This window comes from Psychrobacter sp. C 20.9, from assembly GCF_001921765.1.
Taxonomy (GTDB): Bacteria; Pseudomonadota; Gammaproteobacteria; order Pseudomonadales; family Moraxellaceae; genus Psychrobacter; species Psychrobacter piscatorii_B.
Map to the genome: position 1 here is coordinate 24,043 of NZ_MRYC01000021.1, position 19,987 is coordinate 44,029.

General features: G+C 42.3%; 13 protein-coding genes. 6 read left to right on the plus strand and 7 right to left on the minus strand.

Annotated features, from left to right (window positions below):
• Window positions 1-133 precede the first annotated feature (133 nt).
• Both era and BTW00_RS12260 read left to right on the plus strand, forming a co-directional pair.
• Window positions 134-1,099 carry a GTPase Era gene (era, locus tag BTW00_RS12255; RefSeq protein ID WP_227675693.1) on the plus strand — a complete coding sequence of 322 codons (966 nt, stop codon included), beginning with the start codon at window positions 134-136 and terminating at the stop codon, window positions 1,097-1,099.
• A 62-nt stretch (window positions 1,100-1,161) separates the two neighbouring features.
• Entirely contained in the window at window positions 1,162-1,938 is a 777-nt protein-coding gene (locus BTW00_RS12260; RefSeq protein ID WP_075107643.1) for a DNA repair protein RecO, read from the plus strand.
• Between the two features lie 205 nt (window positions 1,939-2,143).
• On the opposite strand, the gene BTW00_RS12265 is transcribed toward BTW00_RS12260, so the two are convergent.
• Window positions 2,144-2,872 (minus strand): GspH/FimT family pseudopilin, encoded by a 729-nt coding sequence (locus BTW00_RS12265; protein ID WP_256714073.1) that lies wholly within the window; start codon window positions 2,870-2,872, stop codon window positions 2,144-2,146.
• Between the two features lie 585 nt (window positions 2,873-3,457).
• Between BTW00_RS12265 and BTW00_RS12270 the strand changes: the two genes are divergently transcribed.
• The 3 genes from BTW00_RS12270 (at window position 3,458) to mscL (ending at window position 7,557) form a co-directional block, all read left to right on the plus strand.
• Complete coding sequence (locus BTW00_RS12270) at window positions 3,458-4,642, plus strand: OmpA family protein (RefSeq protein WP_075107644.1); 1,185 nt, start codon at window positions 3,458-3,460, stop codon at window positions 4,640-4,642.
• A 348-nt stretch (window positions 4,643-4,990) separates the two neighbouring features.
• On the plus strand, window positions 4,991-6,841 hold the full coding sequence (gene typA / locus BTW00_RS12275) for a translational GTPase TypA (RefSeq protein WP_058025800.1): 1,851 nt from the start codon (window positions 4,991-4,993) through the stop codon (window positions 6,839-6,841).
• Between the two features lie 272 nt (window positions 6,842-7,113).
• Window positions 7,114-7,557: a large conductance mechanosensitive channel protein MscL gene (mscL, locus tag BTW00_RS12280; protein WP_075107645.1), complete on the plus strand. Its 444-nt coding sequence runs from the start codon at window positions 7,114-7,116 to the stop codon at window positions 7,555-7,557.
• Window positions 7,558-7,670: 113 nt separating this feature from the next.
• On the opposite strand, the gene BTW00_RS12285 is transcribed toward mscL, so the two are convergent.
• The 6 genes from BTW00_RS12285 to cysM form a co-directional block, all read right to left on the minus strand.
• On the minus strand, window positions 7,671-8,111 hold the full coding sequence (locus BTW00_RS12285; protein WP_075107646.1) for a hypothetical protein: 441 nt from the start codon (window positions 8,109-8,111) through the stop codon (window positions 7,671-7,673).
• A gap of 295 nt (window positions 8,112-8,406) precedes the next feature.
• The gene (gene mutM, locus BTW00_RS12290) at window positions 8,407-9,336 is read right to left on the minus strand and encodes a bifunctional DNA-formamidopyrimidine glycosylase/DNA-(apurinic or apyrimidinic site) lyase (RefSeq protein WP_075107647.1); all 930 of its coding nucleotides are present in this window, start codon (window positions 9,334-9,336) and stop codon (window positions 8,407-8,409) included.
• Between the two features lie 55 nt (window positions 9,337-9,391).
• Window positions 9,392-11,929, minus strand: a complete 2,538-nt coding sequence (locus tag BTW00_RS12295) for a bifunctional (p)ppGpp synthetase/guanosine-3',5'-bis(diphosphate) 3'-pyrophosphohydrolase (RefSeq protein WP_075107648.1) — start codon at window positions 11,927-11,929, stop codon at window positions 9,392-9,394.
• Between the two features lie 381 nt (window positions 11,930-12,310).
• Window positions 12,311-13,912, minus strand: coding sequence for a 23S rRNA (uracil(1939)-C(5))-methyltransferase RlmD (gene rlmD / locus BTW00_RS12300; protein WP_178379306.1), 1,602 nt, complete (start codon window positions 13,910-13,912; stop codon window positions 12,311-12,313).
• 62 nt (window positions 13,913-13,974) lie between these two features.
• Complete coding sequence (locus tag BTW00_RS12305; RefSeq protein ID WP_075107649.1) at window positions 13,975-14,799, minus strand: 3'-5' exonuclease; 825 nt, start codon at window positions 14,797-14,799, stop codon at window positions 13,975-13,977.
• Window positions 14,800-14,826: 27 nt separating this feature from the next.
• Entirely contained in the window at window positions 14,827-15,783 is a 957-nt protein-coding gene (cysM, locus tag BTW00_RS12310) for a cysteine synthase CysM (protein WP_075107663.1), read from the minus strand.
• A gap of 573 nt (window positions 15,784-16,356) precedes the next feature.
• Between cysM and BTW00_RS12315 the strand changes: the two genes are divergently transcribed.
• Entirely contained in the window at window positions 16,357-19,839 is a 3,483-nt protein-coding gene (locus BTW00_RS12315) for an ATP-binding protein (RefSeq protein ID WP_075107650.1), read from the plus strand.
• Window positions 19,840-19,987: the final 148 nt, after the last annotated feature.

Below are 19,987 nucleotides of genomic sequence, written 5' to 3' on the forward strand. Positions count from 1 at the left end.
CCTATAGGATCAACTTATGAGCAATCACCCTGATGTGCCATCGAATAATGAAGATAGTACTCAAAATATGATTGAAAATACAGATGTCGATACGAATGCAGATAGCGTAGAAGATATCATAGTCGACAACGATATGGCGATTGAAGAATTTTTTGCGCCAAATACGAATGCTCGTATGGCTGACGACTTCAGAGCTGGTTATGTTGCCATTGTTGGACGTCCAAATGTGGGTAAATCAACGTTGATGAACCACTTATTGGGTCAAAAGCTGTCTATTACCTCACGTAAGCCGCAAACAACTCGTCATCGTATTCATGGCATTTTGTCCAATCACGAGATGCAGGCAGTTTTTGTCGATACGCCAGGTATCCATCGCAATGAAGTACGGGCTATTAATGAGCGTATGAATAAAGCGGCAGTATCCGCTTTGGTTGATGTTGACTTGGTTTTATTTGTTGTTGACTCAGATCAGTGGCGTGATGATGATTTACTGACGTTGCAAAAGCTTGGTGATACCAATTTAACTGTTGTATTGGTCATTAATAAATCAGATACTTTAAAAGATAAAGGCAGCGTATTGCCGCTTATTGAAACCTTTAATGAAAGTTTTGACTTTGCTGATATCGTTCCAGTATCTGCACTCAAGAACCAAAACTTAGATCGTTTGCAAGAAGTGATTGCCTCACATTTACCAGTTGCTGCACCTATTTATGATACAGAGCAAATCACTGACCGTTCAGAGCGATTCTTAGCGAGCGAAATCATTCGTGAAAAAATCATGCGTAGCGCTGGTGATGAAGTGCCATACGACTTGACTGTACAGATTGATGCGTTTAAAGATGAGCCTGCGCATACAGATCCAAAGACAGGGCGTCCACGTAAAGCATGTACTTTTATTGATGCAACTATCTATGTTGAGCGCAGTGGTCAAAAAGCCATTGTCATTGGTGATAAAGGCCAGCGCATCAAGCAAGTCGGTATGGATGCTCGTAAAGACATGGAGCAACTGTTTGACAAAAAGATTATGCTAACGCTATGGGTCAAAGTCAAACGTGGCTGGTCTGATGACGAACGTGCATTAACCAGTTTGGGATATTGATAGCAATCACGCATAGTGCGGTAATATTGCTATCCATATGTTAAATGCTGAGGTGATAAACGATGCGTAACGAAGCGTTAATTGGCTATTTATTACATCAGCGTCCTTATCAAGAAAAGCGTGCGGTGTATTATCTTTTTTCTCAGCAGCATGGTGTCATACATGGTGTTGGGAAAAAAGGCGCGCCGTTATTTATGCCTTTACAGCTATTTGCCACTGGCAAACGCGACCTAAAGACATTCACTCAAATCCAGATTACTTCGCAAACCACTCCTCAAACAAATAACGAGCAAAAAGAGGGTGCCCCTGTCGTACTTTCTACTGTGCCTTACAGTAATATCAATGGACAGCACCAATATGCAGCGTTGTATCTTAATGAGATACTGTGGCGCCTGTTACCGACCGAAGATCCAATGCCGGTATTGTGGCAACATTATCAGGACAGTCTACAGCAGCTAAAGCAACCTTTAGATAATAATGAGCTTCGTTTATGTTTGCGCCAATTTGAGCAGCACCTATTCAATGAGTTAGGTTTCACCTTAACGCTAACGCATGATAACATCGAACATACTATCGAACCTAATTGTGTATATCGCTTTTTACCTGATGTGGGGTTACTGCCAATCATGCAGAATGCTATAGAGTCCGAGCATTTAGAGAGTAGTACCGGACAGACTATATTTAAGGGTATCGATATTATCGAGATGGCCTACCTAGGTATCACTAAAGCAACGCTGAATAATTGGTCAAAGCTACATCGGCATCTGATAGATCATCTACTTGATTATCAACCATTACAAAGTCGGCTGCTATGGCAACAGCAACAACGTTATCAATAAAGAGATTATCATTTTTAAATCTATTGAGTTTAGGCCATGGCTTAACTTGTGGGAATATCGATACTGTTGCCTAGGTCGATGGTATTGATGAGTTAAATATAGAACACGCTCTGATTTAGGATTATAGCAAGCTGTTGTTATGGTAAAAAATGCGATGTATTAAAATGCTTAAAGGTAATGTACTTGCTACTTTGTCCGCATTCAATTACCCATCACAATCGGTAGGGTGGTCTTGATTAAGCTTCTGACTGACTCGACCGTTTTGATTGAAAGAAATTTGGTACATTGCATCATTATAGGTAGATGTGGGGCAGTACTTGATATGGCCAAAATGCCCCCGAGGTTTGCCACTATCACCCCAAAATTTGATGTAATGGCGACCCGCTCCGACTCTGAGTTTCAGTGTACTATATTTTAAATTAAAATATTGATTGAGTACTAGAGTATCAGCATTTGTATCGAAGTTTTTGTTACCGTTTTTGTCTACGAATAATATAAGCATGTTGTCACTATTGCGGTCGCATTGTATACCGTCATTCGATAAACAAACCAATACATCTTGTCTAGTGATATAGCTTTCAGCTTTTGCCAAAGCGAGGGCGTTCTCTAATTGGGTTTTGACGCGTTTGGCTTCCATACGCGTTAATTGCGTCAATATGCTTGGCGTTGCAATCGCTACTATGATAGCAAACACCGTTACAGTAACAATCAGCTCAACAAGAGTGAAGCCATTCCTACCTTTAGCGCTTAAAGCTTGCAAATGCATTGCAGAGCGTTTATTACATATAGTTAACTGGTGTAGTGGAGCGTACAACTGATTTATTCGAAATATTAGCCTATCATGACTAAGCATTCCCTTCATAAAAGTAGATACAGGTAAAACCACTATCAGTAATCTGCAATAATTTGATGATGTTTTATAAAGCGATTTCATAGATTGCTACATCCTATGGCTTCAGACTTTCCAAATAGAATAATCGCGCTTATTTGCAATATCTAGCTAATCCATTATGTAGAAAAAATACTTGATAAAGACTAGTATTTTGGTTTGTTGGCAGTATACAAAATTATTACTTTTCTATAAGTTACTTCGGATATCAAATAATGTCGACTATTGTAATATAAACAGAATATATGTCTATTGTCAAAAAATGTTTCAATTAGTGAATAATGTGCATTAGGAATAGAGAAAAATTATTAATTGTAATAAAATATGTTCAAACGATAGGTGCTAGTTAATTTAGTATCTATCGTGAACTGACATACAAAAGATAAAAAGCGTAAGGTGTGTTAGTTCTAAGTAACTTAGAATGGCTATTGTGTTTTAGTTACAACATTATCGTGTAATAATGTGTAGCTCGTTAACGAAAAAAGTTGTAAACTGAATGGATAATCGCTAAGCTACTTCTTAATTGGTTTTGCTTTGTAACCTAAAATGCGTAAAAGATGTCTAATTTAGAGCGTCTTGAGAATCGGTTTTGCTTAATGCATCACTAAAATTATCCTTTGGAGGAAGTCCATGAAACTGAATAAAATTGCTTTAGCACTGTTTGCTGTAACAGCTGCACCTCTAGCAGCTAATGCTGGTGTTACTATTAGCCCACTATTATTAGGTTATCACTACAGCGAAGGCGCTGATGATGATCAAGCTGAATTACTAGCTGACTATAGTGGTAATGGTGATAGCTACTATAAAGAAGATGGTTTATATACTGGTGCCGCTTTAGGTATCGAACTTACTCCTTCTACTCAGTTCCAAGTAGAGTATGGTGTATCAGATACTGATGCTATCCGCCAAGACGGTTCTGATAATTTCGACGCAGAACAAGAAATGATCTCTGGTAACTTCTTAATTGGTACCGAAGAGTTCACTGGTTATACTGATAGCGCTCTTAAGCCATATGTATTAGTTGGTGCTGGCCAATCTAAACTTGAGATTAAAGACTCTTCAGGTGACAAAGTTAGTGGCACTAAAGACACTATCGGTAACCTAGGTCTAGGTGCTATGTATCGTATCAACGATGCACTAAGCCTACGTGGTGAAGCTCGTGCGATTCATAACTTTGACAACAACTGGTGGGAAGGCATGGCATTGGCCGGTCTAGAAGTTGTACTTGGTGGCCATCTAGCACCTACAGTAGCAGTACCACCAATGGAAGAGCCAATGGTTGACAACACTCCAGTAGTTGTTGTTGAAGCTGACCTTGATTCTGACGGCGATGGCGTACCTGATAGCATGGATGCATGCCCAGGCACTCCAATGAATGTAGTGGTTGATGAGCGCGGTTGCCCAGTACCAGTAGATATTACTGATGAGCTAAAAATGGAACTACGTGTATTCTTTGATAACGATAAATCAGCTATCAAAAACCAATACAAGCCAGAAATCGCTAAAGTAGCAGAAAAAATGCGTGAGTATCCAAACTCTACAGCTCGTGTAGAAGGTCATGCATCTAAAACTGGTCCTTCAGCACGTTACAACCAACGTCTATCTGAAGCTCGTGCCGTTGCTGTTAAATCTATGCTAACTAACGAATTCGGTATTGCTCCAAACCGTCTATCAACTGTTGGTTATGGTTATGACCAACCAATCGCATCAAACGATACTGAAGAAGGTCGTGCTATGAACCGTCGTGTTTATGCCATCATCACTGGTGATAAAACTATGACTGTTGAACAAACTAAAGATATGGTTGTTCAGTAAGTATTAGATAATTAATCGTATAGTTAGATATATGGTTACAAAAAAAGCCACCCAATTGGGTGGCTTTTTTTATTTATGTATTGAGAAAAGTAAGTTATTTCATAAATTTATGAATCAATAATGTTATACTAGCCACCCAAACATTCTGTAAATTGACAGAATGTACATTAGCATAGCTATCTGTACGATGAATTTATCGGCATAGATATTTGATTATATTGAGATTTTCTGAGCGATAGCATTTATTGTGTATCATCTAAAATTCAATATTTATCTGATTGATGATAAAAGTTTATCCAGCGGCGCTTATTGCTACTGCATTTTTTTAAGACGACACGAGCATTTTATATGGCGAACGATATCAAACACCTGCGTAACATTGCAATTATTGCCCACGTTGACCACGGTAAAACAACTTTGGTTGATAAATTATTACATCAATCTGGTACTTTTGGCGATCGTGCAAATATTGCTGAACGTGCAATGGATTCAGGTGATATTGAGCAAGAACGTGGTATTACTATTTTGGCTAAAAATACAGCCATTCGTTGGACAGATCAGACTTCAGGAACTGAATACCGTATTAACATCGTTGATACCCCAGGTCACGCCGATTTCGGTGGTGAAGTTGAGCGTGTGATGTCAATGGTTGATTGCGTACTTTTGGTTGTTGATGCTGTCGATGGCCCGATGCCTCAGACTCGTTTTGTAACGCAAAAAGCATTTGAACAAGGTCTAAAGCCGATTGTTGTTATCAATAAAATTGACCGTCCTGGCTCACGCCCTGATTGGGTAATGGATCAAATTTTTGATTTGTTCGATAATCTAGGTGCAACTGATGAGCAGCTTGATTTTCCAGTGGTTTATGCATCAGCGTTAAATGGTATTGCAGGTTTGGAAGCAGATGATTTAGCTGATGACATGACGCCACTATTTAAAACTATTGTTGATGTTGTACAGGCGCCGCAAGTTGATGCAGACGCACCATTCCGTATGCAGATCTCAAGCCTTGATTACAATAGCTTCGTCGGTGTGATTGGTATTGGTCGTATCCAGCGTGGTAAGGTTAAAACCAATACACCAGTTACTGTCATTGATAAGCATGGTAAGACACGTAACGGCCGTATCTTAAAAATTATGGGCTACCATGGCCTTGATCGTATTGATGTTGAAGATGCACAGGCTGGTGATATTGTTTGTATCACAGGTATCGATGCGCTTAATATCTCAGATACGATTTGTGATCCTAATAATGTTGAAGCATTACCAGCATTAACAGTTGATCAGCCTACCGTATCAATGAATTTCCAAGTAAATAACTCACCATTTGCTGGTCGTGATGGTAAGTTTGTCACTTCACGTAATATTCGTGAGCGTCTTGAGCGTGAATTGATTCATAACGTTGCACTACGTGTAGAAGACACTGAATCTCCAGATAAGTTCAAAGTATCAGGTCGTGGTGAGCTTCATCTATCTGTACTTATCGAGAACATGCGCCGTGAAGGCTTTGAGATGGGTGTTTCAGGCCCAGAGGTTATCGTAAAAGAAGTTGATGGTGAGCTACAAGAGCCGTATGAAAACGTTGTCTTCGATATCGAAGAAGAGCATCAGGGTTCTATTATGGAGCAGGTTGGTCTACGCAAAGGCGAGATGACCAATATGGAGCTTGATGGTAAAGGTCGTATGCGTATTGAAGCGACAGTACCAGCTCGTGGTTTGATCGGTTTCCGTTCTGAGTTTTTAACATTGACTTCAGGTAGTGGTATCATGACGTCAAGCTTCTCGCATTACGGTCCACAAAAAATCGGTGATGTGGGTGGTCGTTCAAACGGCGTATTGGTTTCTATGGCAAATGGTACTTGCCTAGGCTTTGCACTGTTTAACCTACAAAAACGTGGTAAATTATTTGCTGAGCCACAGCTTGAAGTTTATGAAGGTATGATTATTGGTCTTAACTCTCGTAACGATGATATGACGGTTAACCCAACAACCGGTAAGCAGCTGACTAACGTACGTGCTAGTGGTACTGATGAAGCGTTGACGTTGACGCCAGCAGTTAAGTTCACGCTTGAGCAAGCGCTTGAGTTTATTCAAGATGATGAGCTAGTTGAAGTAACACCAAAAGCAGTACGTATCCGTAAACGCTATCTGACTGAAAGTGAGCGTAAGCGTCACGGCCGTAGTAAGAAAAATGCATAATATCGACAGTATAAACTACTCGATCTTTTAGAGCGTTGATTTTCAACACCAAAATTTAATGTCTTTTAGACATCGGAGTAGTTAAACAATTAGCAGTATAGGGTGAGCTATAGCGGTTCACTTTATACTGCTTTTTTTTGTTGTAATTTTGAAGAAATAAATACAAAATGAACATTAGTTTTGATGTGTTCAATGATTAACGTTAGAGTGAAGTATGATACTGATTATATAAAATATCTATACGCTTATAGATAATTCTTGAGGAGAATACAATGAGTATGGTTTCAGAATTTAAAGAATTTGCTCTAAAAGGCAATGTGATGGACTTAGCAGTTGGTGTTATCATTGGTGGGGCTTTTGCTACCATCACTAAATCATTGGTAGATGATATCATTATGCCAATTGTCGCTTTCATTGTAGGGGGCGAGATTAACTTTAAAAATATGCTTTTGGTATTGGGTGATGTGCCTAATGGGGTTGCTATGACCTACGATGCACTCAAAGAAGCTGGCGTTCCTGTATTAGCATATGGTAGCTTCATCACTGTACTCATTAATTTTCTAATTTTAGCTTTTATTATTTTTATGATGGTGAGAGTAGTAAATAAAATGCGTCGTACGGAAGCTGTAGAGGAAGCTGTAGTAGAGCCATCAGAAGAAATACAGTTACTGCGTGAAATCAGTGCTAAATTAAGTAATACTCATATTGTAAAATAATAACGTACGGTTTAGTGGTAACAAAAAAGGCTAACTTTACGTTAGCCTTTTCTATTGTCTATTCACAAAGTTATATTTTGTGATTTATGCTAAAAACGATCAAACACAGTAGTTTATGGCGTGACAACCACGTAATCGTTAGTATTAATCAAAATCTCTGATGGTTGGTCAACGACAATACGCACAGTATTATTGTCAATAACTTGTGATTTATAATAGTTGTCTTCAGCAACTGTACAGCCTAAACATCTTCCCATAGCATCCCAAGGCTCAACAAATAATTTTTGCTGCGCTTGATCGGCATTTCCACCGATAAGAGAGAAGGGTAGGCTCACGATATAGGCGGCGGTACCAGCCACAGCATTGACCAGTTGTAATGGTTTACCAACAATCGTATCTACTACCATCGTCTCATACGAAGGGCCAAAGTCAGTTTCGTCTATTTCTATGGCTGCAAAAGTAGGTTGCATACTAGCAGCCATTAACGCTAAGGAAGTAAAGACAGGAAACAACTTTTGCTTAATTGCGCGTTTGTTTGTGGCTTTAACCGTCATAACGATATCCTAAAATTTACAATTAGTATGATTAATGGCTGCTGCTGTCTCCACATAGGAATATCGCGGCAACGACAGGTAAGGTAAGGTAAGTATTACGGAAGAATAAATAGTGCGCACTATTTTTGTAAGCGCTAGCACTATTAAAGCAAGATGTACGCCAATAAGCAACAAGAATACATGGGATATTCTTATGTGAGTAAAAAAATATATCAAACTAGATTGTATTTATTTTGAAAATAGTAGCAGATTTGTCTTTAGTTAAGGTAAAAAATCATATGACCACTAATTAAGCTTAAGCTAGCGGCTGACAATTTGGACAATAAACGCTGGCTCTACCATTGAGCTTAACATTTTCTAGAATGGTATCGCATTTTAGGCAATGCTCTCCTTGTCTACCATAAACATTTAAAGTCTGCTGAAAATAACCGGTTTGACCACTCGCGACTGTGAAATCTCGTAGCGTTGAGCCACCAAGTTTGATAGCCTTTTTTAATATATCTTTAATATTGTCAACTAAAATTATCAGCTGCTCAAGTGATAGTTGATTGGCTGGGGTAGCAGGGTGAATACCTGATAGGTAGAGGCTTTCTGTCGCATAGATATTACCGACACCTACCACGACTTTTTGTTCCATAATGACAGATTTGATAGCTCGTGCGATGGACTGTGCTCGTTTGGTCGATGGTTTTTTGTTAGAGCCTGTATTGTTATGATCTTTATCGGATAAGTTATTACGTTGAATAACGTTATAAAGATATTCTGCGGTAAAATCTTCTGAGAGTGGCTCAGGGCCCAAGTGGTCCAGTAATTTGCTACCGTAATCTTCATACCATAATACTGAGCCAAATCGTCTTGGATCGTAATAATGTAGCTGAGACTTTGCGTTTTCAGAATCCCTAAATACTACTATTAGATGATCATGTTTACGTTTGTCAGTGCCATAATTGTGCTGCTGTAAACTACCTGACATGCCTAAATGAATCAAAAGCTTAAGTGGTGCTACCATGGCATCATTATCATTAAGCACTGTGGGCAAAAATTTAAGAACAAGATATTTTGCTCGGCGTTCAACGCTATCTAACGTGTAGTCAGCCAGACTACTTAAGTCATCTGGCATCGTCCAACGTAGCTTGGGTTCAAAGACCTTTATGTCAATCACCTGTTGTCCTAATAATGGTGCAAGGCTAGTTTTGGTGGTTTCTACTTCTGGTAATTCGGGCATGATGATTTATGACAACTCTATTTTTGAGTGAATAATTGGTAGCTTAGCATTTCAACTAAGCCACAGCGCGACGAGCATGTAAGACACCGTGCTGTTGCTCTAGTTTCGCCAGTAACTTAGATAGATGCGCTAGCCCTGAAACTTCGATATGAAATTTCAAAAAGGCGATATTGTCATCGTTACTAAGCGTTTCAACTTTGCGGATATTGATGTTCTCTTTATCAATAATCTGTGTCAAATCACGCAACAGCCCGCGTCTGTCATACGCCTCTACGTGGATATCAACTGGCTGATAGCGACCAGATTGTACTTGCCAAGCTGCCTCTATTTTGCGCTCAGGATCACGCTCGACCAAACGCAGATACTCAGGGCAACCGCGGTTATGAACGCTGACACCTCGCGATAAGGTAATGTATCCGGCAATTGGCTCACCATGTATAGGATGGCAGCAGCCTGCTAAATTGATTTCAATATTATCCAGACCGTCGATACGGATTTTGTAGGCATCGAGCTTGCTCGCATCTCTAGTATCGACGTGCGGTGCAAAGTTCTCTGGTGGTATCTCAGGTTCTAGATGCAGCTGCCTAGAAATATGGCTGGTTAGCTGGTTGAGACCGATATCACCTGTGACGAGCCCCACGATAATATCATCGGTCGTATTGACGTGGAAATGCTGGATATAGTCATTTAAGTCAATGCTATTGGGATGCACGGATAGGCGCTCAAGCTCTTTGCTAAGCATCTGACGACCTATTTCAATATTCTTATCACGGTCTTGTTTGTTGAACCATTGACGCAGTTTTGAGCGTGCGCGATTGGTATGAATATAGCCCAGTGAGGCGACTAGCCAATCACGATTGGGCTCACGCGATGCCTTAGTGATGATCTCAACTTGTTCCCCTGTTTTTAGCTGATAAGTCAATGGCACATAGCGCTGATTAACTCGGGCTGCCTGTGCACGGTTACCAACTTGGGTATGCACATAATAGGCAAAATCGAGAACGGTTGCACCTTTTGGTAGCTCGGTGATGTCGCCGTCACGGCTGAAAATATAGATACGCTCGAGCTCATCAAAATCAACGAGTTGTTCTTCTTCGTCAAACTCCATGTCATCTAGCTCTTCGCCTGTCATGACAGCTGAGCGCGGCTGGTTACGGGTCTCGTTGTTAATAGACAGTAGCTGACGTAGCGAGCTGATTCTTTGATTTAAGTAATTGTCTTTTTTATTCTTCAGGCCTTCTTTGTAATTGACATGTGCGCACATGCCAAGCTCCGCCTCAAAATGCATCTCCTGAGTACGAATCTGCACTTCAAGCGATTTGTTTTCGGCAATGACGGCGGTATGTAGTGAGCGGTAGCCGTTTGACTTTGGGTTGGTAATATAATCGTCAAATTGCTCAGGAATATAACGCCACAAACCATGTACCAAGCCTAAGACGTGATAACAGTCTGAAGGATTATTGACCAATACTCGTAATGCACGAATATCATAAAGCTGGTCAAAGGATAAACCTTTGAGCTTCATTTTGCGGTAAATAGAATAGATATGCTTGACGCGTCCGGATACTTCGCCCTCAATGCCAGCATTCGCTAATGCCTCATTGAGCTTGTCTTCTACACGCTGAATATAAGACTCGCGTTCGCTTCGCTTTTCGGACAGTAGCTTGGCAATCTCTTTGTACCTATCGGGCGCAAGGTAGCGAAACGCCAGATCCTCAAGCTCCCATTTAAGCTGCGCGATACCTAGGCGATGCGCTAATGGGGCGTAAATAGTCATGACCTCACGCGCGACACGAGTTTGACGCTCTGGCCTAGAAAACGTCAACTCACGCATAGCAAAGGTACGCTCTGCCAACTTAATGAGTACCACACGCACGTCGTTGGTGACAGAAATGAGCATGCTATAAATATTTGATAGCTGGTCACGCTGATTATTGACGAAATGATCTTCTAAGCGTTTATTGCTCTCAATAATCTCTGAGAGTTTCCCCATTGCTAAAGTGTCTTTAACAAGGGCTAGGATATCCGCACCAAAATTTTTCTCAACTTCAGCAAGACTAATGATGGATTTGCGTGCACTGCGATATAGCATGGCAGCAACAAGCGCATCTTCATCTTGATAGAGATAGGTCAATATGTCTGTCATGCCAATACCAGTGACGTAAGCACCTGAGCGCTCAGATTCGCTAGTATTCATGTGACTACGGATAAACTCACAAGCAGCACTCAGATGAGGTACAGACTCTTGTCCGATACGCTTCGCCACATTGTCGAGCCACGTAGGTACATCGATATTGGCTTGATCTAAATCAATGGATTCGAGCTCTTCATCTGAGAGCGTATAGGTGTTGTCCAGATACTCGTTTTCAAGCGCGGGGTCGAGGCCATCATAAGTATGTGCCGCTGATCGATCAAACGTAGTATGTAGCTTGTGAGTTGACAGCTGGTATTTGATATCGAGAGGAATCTGGGCGTAGCTGTTGGCAGATTGGTGAGAGCGTTGGCTCGCTACCAATTGCGCCGCCAGTGTGGCACTATCGGCCTGCGTGGTTTGTCCATCCACCAGCGGTAATCCTTCACGAATTTTTACCATAGCCGACTCCTCTTAGCTATTTTGAATTGATTATAACCTCATCTACTATGCACACACTCTGAATGAACGATTCATAAAGTGCCAGCTATAAACCAATACAACTGCTAAAAATCTGATTTTTAGCAGCTATAAAATGCGCGTAAAATACATAAAGCTATGAGTGCAAGTACTTCTTATACCCTTAGTTAAAACATAAGAAGATTGTTTACTATTATCTCACTTTGAAGTGACAAATCAAGCAAGGCTCTGTAATGACTGTGGTTAATTGCGTGAAATAACCGCGACTTATTGGCAAAAACTCATCCACATTTTGGGTTGGGCTATGCTGCTATGAAACGGCTATTTTGGATGCTTTCATGAATCACATTATAAAGGTCAAAATTAAACCGCGACTTTTTCAAAGCGAGCGATAGATTCAACATGACCCGTATGACAAAACATATCCATGACGCCAGCATGAGTCAGACGATAGCCTTGCTCTAACAACGCTTTTGTATCACGAGCGAGGGTTGCTGGGTTACAAGAGACATAAACAATGCGCTCAGCATTGAATTTTGGCAAATACTGCATGATCTCCCAAGCGCCAGAGCGTGGTGGATCGATTAATAACGCGTCAAAACCTTGATTGGCCCATGGCTTGTCCGTGCAGTCTTTTGTCAAATCTTGGCTATAAAATTCAGTATTGCTGATACCGTTACGACGAGCATTGTCAGCCGCACGCTTGGTCATGGCCTCACTACCTTCGACACCCACCACAGAACCTGTTTCACCAACAAGACGTGCTAGCGGCAGGCTAAAATTACCCAAACCGCTGAATAGATCCAGTACACGTTCGCCTGCTTTTAAGTTTAATAAGTCACAAGCCAGCTTGGTCATTTGGCGGTTGACAGACAGATTGACTTGGGTAAAGTCAGTAGGAATAAACTCAAACGTCAAATCATACTCTGGTAGTTGATAATACAAACGACCAAATTGTTCGCTCAAATCATCAGCATCTGTCAAAGCGATACGCTGGATGCTATCAGCACCTTTTGACTGTAGATATAGCTGCCAATTGCGCGCCGCAAAAAAATCTTTTAATTTGTCTATATCAGTATCTGATAATGGTTCTAAGTGACGCACGATGAGTGCAACAGGTTGATTGCCGTCAGGCAATTCTGGCAATTGCTCACCCATCGCAAGCTCAAGCTGAGCAATCTTGTCACGGCTCTCTAGCGTGCTGATGAGCGTCTTTAAGTTCTCAATCTCAAAACCGATGCGTGGGTCTAAGATATGGCACTCATTGAGCTCTGCCAAAAAGTTACTTGAGCGCTCACGAAAGCCGACCAGCGCGGTTTCTTTTTTGACGACATAGCGCACGCCTAGACGAGCCTTGGTGCGATAGCCAAGACGATCACCTACGACAGGTGCTAGCCAGTTATCAGGTTCTACATTGGCTTGATGCATCAGCATCTCAGCAAGTACGGACTGCTTAAAGTTTATCTGTGCCTTTGGCTCCCAGTGCTGCAAGTTGCAGCCGCCGCAGACGCCAAAATGTGGACAAGGCGGCACAGCACGTTCAGGATTTGGATTGGCAGTGATGCTGATTGCATCGCCTTCCTCAAAACTGGCACGGCTATTGGTTATTTTGACCAAGGCGCTTTCACCTGGCAACGCAAAACTGACAAAGACTGTTTTGCCATGCTTGTCTTCCGCATGGCCATCATCAACCCCAAAACCATTGCCATAGATGGCAACACCGCGACCGTCATGCGACAGTCTATCAATGGTAAAAGGAATCGGCTCTGCATCTTTTAGACGACGGCGCGTTTTTGATGAGGGCTTAGATTTTTTCTTGCTGGGCGGAATAGCAATCTTTTGGGTATCATTGGTTTGAGTAACATTGGCTTGAGTAACATTGTTCTGCGATGTTGCATCAGTTGCTGTCGACGTTTTGGAAGTTGCATCAGTTGCTGTCGACGTTTTGGAATCGGTGGGTTGCATAAACCTGCCTTAATAATAAATAACTATAAGAGGAGAATAACAAACTGCTAATAATACGGTTTCTATAATTTGGGTGCCGATGACCAGTCAGCGATGAACTCTTGATGTCGCGGGCTACCATCGGCTTGGGTATATTTTGCTAGATAGTCGTAGCTCTGCTGTTGCCAAGCATCAAAGTCTGGTGAGGATAACTTTCCTGTCAGACGTAGCCAGCGAAGATAGATAAGCCAAGTGTTCATCACATCAGATTCACAATAGATGGAGAGTGTCTGCCAGTCACCACTACTGACGAGCGCGCCCACCATGCTACCATCAACGTCAGTTTTGCCCGGTAATCCATATAAACTGGCGACGATATCCATGGCTTCGCGGCGACTGGCACCGTACTGACTAAATCTGTCCATTAAATCAAGGTGACGCGTATGGAAACGATTGACGTAGTTATCAAAGCGCATATTTTTGATACGTTCACCTTCTTCAAACAGCCATGGCGCTGATAAATCATATTGCATAGCGCGATATATCAGTACAGGTATGTCAAAACCTGAACCATTCCAACTGATGAGCTGTGGCAAGGTTTCAAGATCACTGAATGCCCGAAAAAACTTGGCAAGAATGTCTTTTTCGCTAAACTTATCTGCGGTCAACGAAAATAGCGATAACTTGCCATCTTTGATATATAAAGCGGAAATACAGACAATGCGCTGCAATGGCAAGCGCATAAAATCGTGTCCTGCTTCTTGGGTGCGTATCGCCGTTAACGCGCTCAACGTATCTGCATCATTAAGATCGGCCAATTGTGGATAGATACGGCGAGCTGCATCGATATCGGCGACCGTCTCGATATCGAAAACTAGTATAGGGTCGGACGGTAAGGGGTGTGACATAAAGAATCCTGCATTTTTATAAGCTTACTATGCTGCGTTATCTGCATTATTATCGATATGACTGTCATCAACATTGTATAAACCTGTCGATAAATAACGGTCTCCACGATCACAGACGATAAAGGCAATGACGGCATCAGGATTATTTTTGGCGACTTGCGTTGCTGCCCATGCCGCTGCACCTGAGGACACTCCAGCAAAAATACCTTCAGTTTTTGCCAGTTTGCGCATATAGACTTCAGCGATACGCTGATCGACATCCATGATCTCATCGACCAAGTCTGCGTCAAAAATACCCGGCATATATGCAGCAGGCCAACGGCGGATGCCAGCAATAGAAGCGTCTTCATCAGGCTGCAAACCAATGATTTTGACGTCTGGATTTTGTTCTTTCAAATAACGTGAGACACCAGTGATGGTGCCAGTGGTGCCCATGGAGCTAATAAAATGGGTGATTTTACCGTCAGTTTGCGCCCACAGCTCAGGCCCTGTAGTCAGGTAATGCGCTTGGCTATTGTCAGGATTATTAAACTGATCCAGTACGATGCCTTTACCATCGGCTTGCATCTGCAATGCCAAATCGCGTGCCGCTTCCATGCCTTCATCGACTTCAATCAACGTCGCGCCGTAAGCAATCATGGCATCTTTACGCTCTTGAGTAGAGTTGGTTGGCATCAGTAATGTCATTGGATAGCCGCGCATCGCCGCGACCATGGCTAATGCAATGCCAGTATTGCCGCTAGTGGCTTCAATCAACGTGTCGCCGGGTTTGATATCACCGCGCTGCTCTGCTTGATAAATCATATTAAAAGCAGGGCGATCCTTTACAGAGCCAGCGGGATTATTGCCTTCTAATTTGGCTAATAATGTGGCGCCATTTTCGATATGCTCTTGTTCAGGTAGGCGCTGCAATTTAACCAGTGGCGTTTGACCGACACAATCGGCAAGCGTGGTGACTTGAGTGATAAAGTTAGCGTTTGACATGGCCGTTGCGGACATAAGAAATCCTTATTTATTTTCTAAAATATTTTTTGGGCGATAGGCTGTGATCGAATCACTATTTTTTATTGTTTGATCATCATTTGAGACAAGCGTTTTGTGTATTGGCTTATAGTGACAGATAAACCAAAACTTAACGGCAGTAGCGTACGCTCTCATTCATCATGAGGGTAAACCATCTATTGTGGCAAATAAAAAGTTGCGTCATTATATCATTTTGTTGCTAGCTGCGCTTATTGCATAAAAGAATAATACTTGATGAAAGCGCCTTTTACTGGCAATTTTTTTAGGGACAAAAGCAGGTTTTATGGTGCCGCAACCATGCCGTTTAGTAACGTATGTATATTTGTTAGGTTTGCTTAAAGCCATATTGGTCAAAGTTTGTGTTTCATTCACCTTGAATGGGTAAACGTGATTTATAGAATCCTGTTAAGATAATCTTGAACCATAAAAGGCGTATCATTAAAAAACAAGCTAGCAAGCTTAAGCATTTTTTATGGTAGCGTAGAGACCGTAACAAAATTCACAGAAAGCATTTTCGTAGAGAGTAGAGCGAGCATGGCATATAAAAAACGTTTCAATACCAGCAGTGCCTATGGGCAGCTGATCCTATTGGTGTTTTTACCCATCTGCGTGTTGGCGGCGGTAGGGGGTATTTTGGTATTTCACGAAACCATGCGTGCGAGCGATTCAGAGCAAGAGGCACTGGCTGAGGCGGTATTGATTCGTTATACACCAGTCATTGCAGAGCTGATTCCTGATTTGTTGGAGCAAGAACGTCAGCAAGCAAAAAGCAACACAGATGAGGCATCACAGAGTGCGATGACAACGCTCGAAAGCATACAGGATAAACTCGGGCGTATGCAGTCTGAGCAGCATGTACAGCGTATTGCTGTTATCAATGAAGGCAATCAAGTATTGGCGACCGTAGGCTATGGTCTGAACGAGAAATGGCCGCTAATCAGTGACTCAGCAAAGTTTTTATCGCAAAAACCAACGCCTGTAGGCACGGCATATGGCAGCGTGTTGGGTGAGTTTGAGGGGCAGACGTTGTGGCTACTGGTCGATATGGACAACGAGCCACTTTATATCGCCCGTTATCGTATCGCGATGGCGCTGGTGATTACCGGTCTGTTTACCATTCTGATTTTATTACTCAGCTTAAATATTTACTCAAAGCGTTGGATTGCACCTATCTATGAGCTGCGTTTGCAATTACAACGTACCCATGTTGATAACTTATATCAGCCTGTACCAGTAGAGTCAGATGGTGAGCTTAATTTATTACAGCAAGATTTGGTCAAGACGTTTCGCCGTCTCCATAGAAGTTTTCAGGAGCTTAAGGATCATGCCGAGCAAACCGAAGACGATCTGCGTTTGGCATTTGATGAGATGGAAATGCAAAACATCTCTATTCGAAATGCGCGTGATGCTGCCATTTCGACCAGCCAAGCCAAATCCGCATTTTTGGCCAACATCAGCCACGAGCTACGCACACCATTGAACAGTATCGATGGCTTTATTAACTTATTAGCGCGTCACGGTGAGCTCAATCCTGAACAGGATTTATACGTACAGACTATCCGTAAATCCTCAGCTCACCTACTTGCTTTGGTCAATGACGTTCTAGATTTTTCTAAGATTGAGGCGGGCAAGTTGGTGCTTGATCGTCATGAATTTGATCTGTATGACACCATTTATGATGTGGTTGATATGCTCTCTCCTGTTTCTGCCGAGAAGGGGCTGCGCATGGCTGTCTTGTTCTATAACGATGTGCCAATGCGTATCAATGGCGATGCGCTGCGCCTCAAGCAGGTATTGACCAATATCGTGGGGAATGCCATCAAATTCACAGACAGTGGCGATGTGGTCGTACGGGTCAGCTTGGATGATCACCGTGATAACTATCTGATGATTAGTGTGCAAGACAGTGGTAAAGGCATTTCGCTTGCTGACCAAAAAATGCTGTTTCAGAGCTTTAGCCAAGGTGATCCGTCAATCACGCGCCAATATGGTGGTACGGGACTGGGGCTGGTTATCTCCAAGCAATTAACGCGTCTCATGGGCGGCGATATCGGCTTTCATGACAATGCTCAAGAGAACATCGCCAATCAAGGCGCGACGTTTTGGTTTCGCATGCCAGCCCATGTCGATGTGCTAGAGGCACCAACTGGTCAGACCATTGAGCTGCCAGTATTGGCACCGCTTGCGAGCGAGACAGATGAGTTCAACGTCTTGGTTTGGATCAGTCATACGGCCTCAATACAAGTGCTAAAAGCCAGCTTGCAGTACTTACCGATTAAGCTTACCCAAGCCAATTCATTACCAGGGGTGCTTGAGTCACTCAAAGAGCATGGCAACTTTTGGGATTGGGTCATCGTTGATGATGACACGCAAGACGATATGATGGCGTTACTCAAGCAAATCCGTCTCCATTATCAAGGCAAACTTGCTGTGTTTGGCTATCAAGTGGCGGCTGATCAAGCACTGCTAAACCGCTATCAAGCCAATATCTTGTATGAGCCATTGGACAAAAGACAGCTATACGCGATGCTCGATACACAAAACCGTAGTATGCCAAAGAGCTTACAAGAGCCGCGCTGGAAAGGGATTACCGTGCTGGCAGTTGATGATCATCTACCAAATTTATTGGTGCTTGATGCACTATTGAGCGAGCTTGGCATACAAGTCATTACAGCGAGTAGCGGCTTTGATGCCATAGAGATTATCAGCAAACAGCAAACCAAAAATGTCAAATCTGCTAAAAATGATAAGCAAAGTCTATCGAGTAAAACGCAAATCTCTAAAGCGGAAACGCGCGATGAGGTCAATAAAAAATCCAGCACCTCCCTGTATGCTGAAGAGAGCGCAAATGACGATAAAACAGCTACTCAAGATAAAAATCATATCGATTTGATATTTATGGATATCCAAATGCCGCGTATGTCAGGTCATGAAGCAGCGAAGCAAATTCGGAGCATTGAAGCGGCTGATAGCCGTATTCCTATTATTGCTCTCACCGCACATGGCCTAGCGGATGAGCGTGATAAGCTTATCGCCAGCGGTATTAATGACTACGTCGGTAAGCCCATCAGTCAACCTCAATTGTTACAAGTGCTACAGAAATGGTTAGGACGCCAAAACACCACGCCGCAAATAACGGCATTGGCTGATACTGATTTGCAAGCTTCTAATTTGCAAGCTTCTAATTTTCAAAGCATCGATTTACAAAATACCGACTCCGAAAATATACACCCCACAGAACAATCGACGCCGCTCTCGGATCAAAAGACCCCAATTTATCCGATGGTCAAAGACAACGAACGCGTTCGTAATAGGACTGAAATCACAGAACCGCCAAAAGTCACTCGACCATTATCACTGAAAAAAATCCGTGATGACTACTTGCGTGACAGTCAGCCACGTGACGATTATAGACGAGAGACCACCCGTGAGAACCAGCCTCGCTATGAGAGCCTACGTTTACACAAGCAAGGGCAAGAATCATTATTATATCCACCAAAAGAACCGACAGATAATTCTGCTGAAGACATAACAGCGAATATGGACAAAAGGCTATATGAGCAAACGGATCACAACCTCCATCAAAAAAACCTCAGTACAATGGATACGTCTGATATTTTAGACTGGCAAGATGCGCTTACTCGCTCAGCAAACAAACCTGATTTAGCAGCCAAGCTCATCATTATGATGCTCGATACGATTAACGAGGAAAAGCAAGCACTGACTCAAGCATGGGAAGCTCGTGATCGTAACTTGTTGGCACAAATTGCCCATCGGATATTGGGCGGCAGTCGTTATACAGGAGTGCCGCAGCTACGTCAGGCCAGCCAAGACTTGGAGGATAAGTGCTTATTGAATGTACAGCATACAACACCGGTACAATTTGCGATGATTGAGCCATATTATGAGGCACTACTTACCGCGCTGAATAATTTACAAAACGTGGATTTATCGGCTTACCCTCAGCTCAACTATCATCGTTTGAGCGAAAATGACATGACGTGGAAAATGATTTAGAGCAGGTAATCGGACCGTTATTATGCGATGTAATAAGTGAATTGCATACGATACCGATCACTAGCGGCCAGATAATGTGCGAATATAAAAAGGCAGACGCTTGATACAGTATCGTAGCAGTCAGTTATTGCTACGGTAGAGTAGGGTT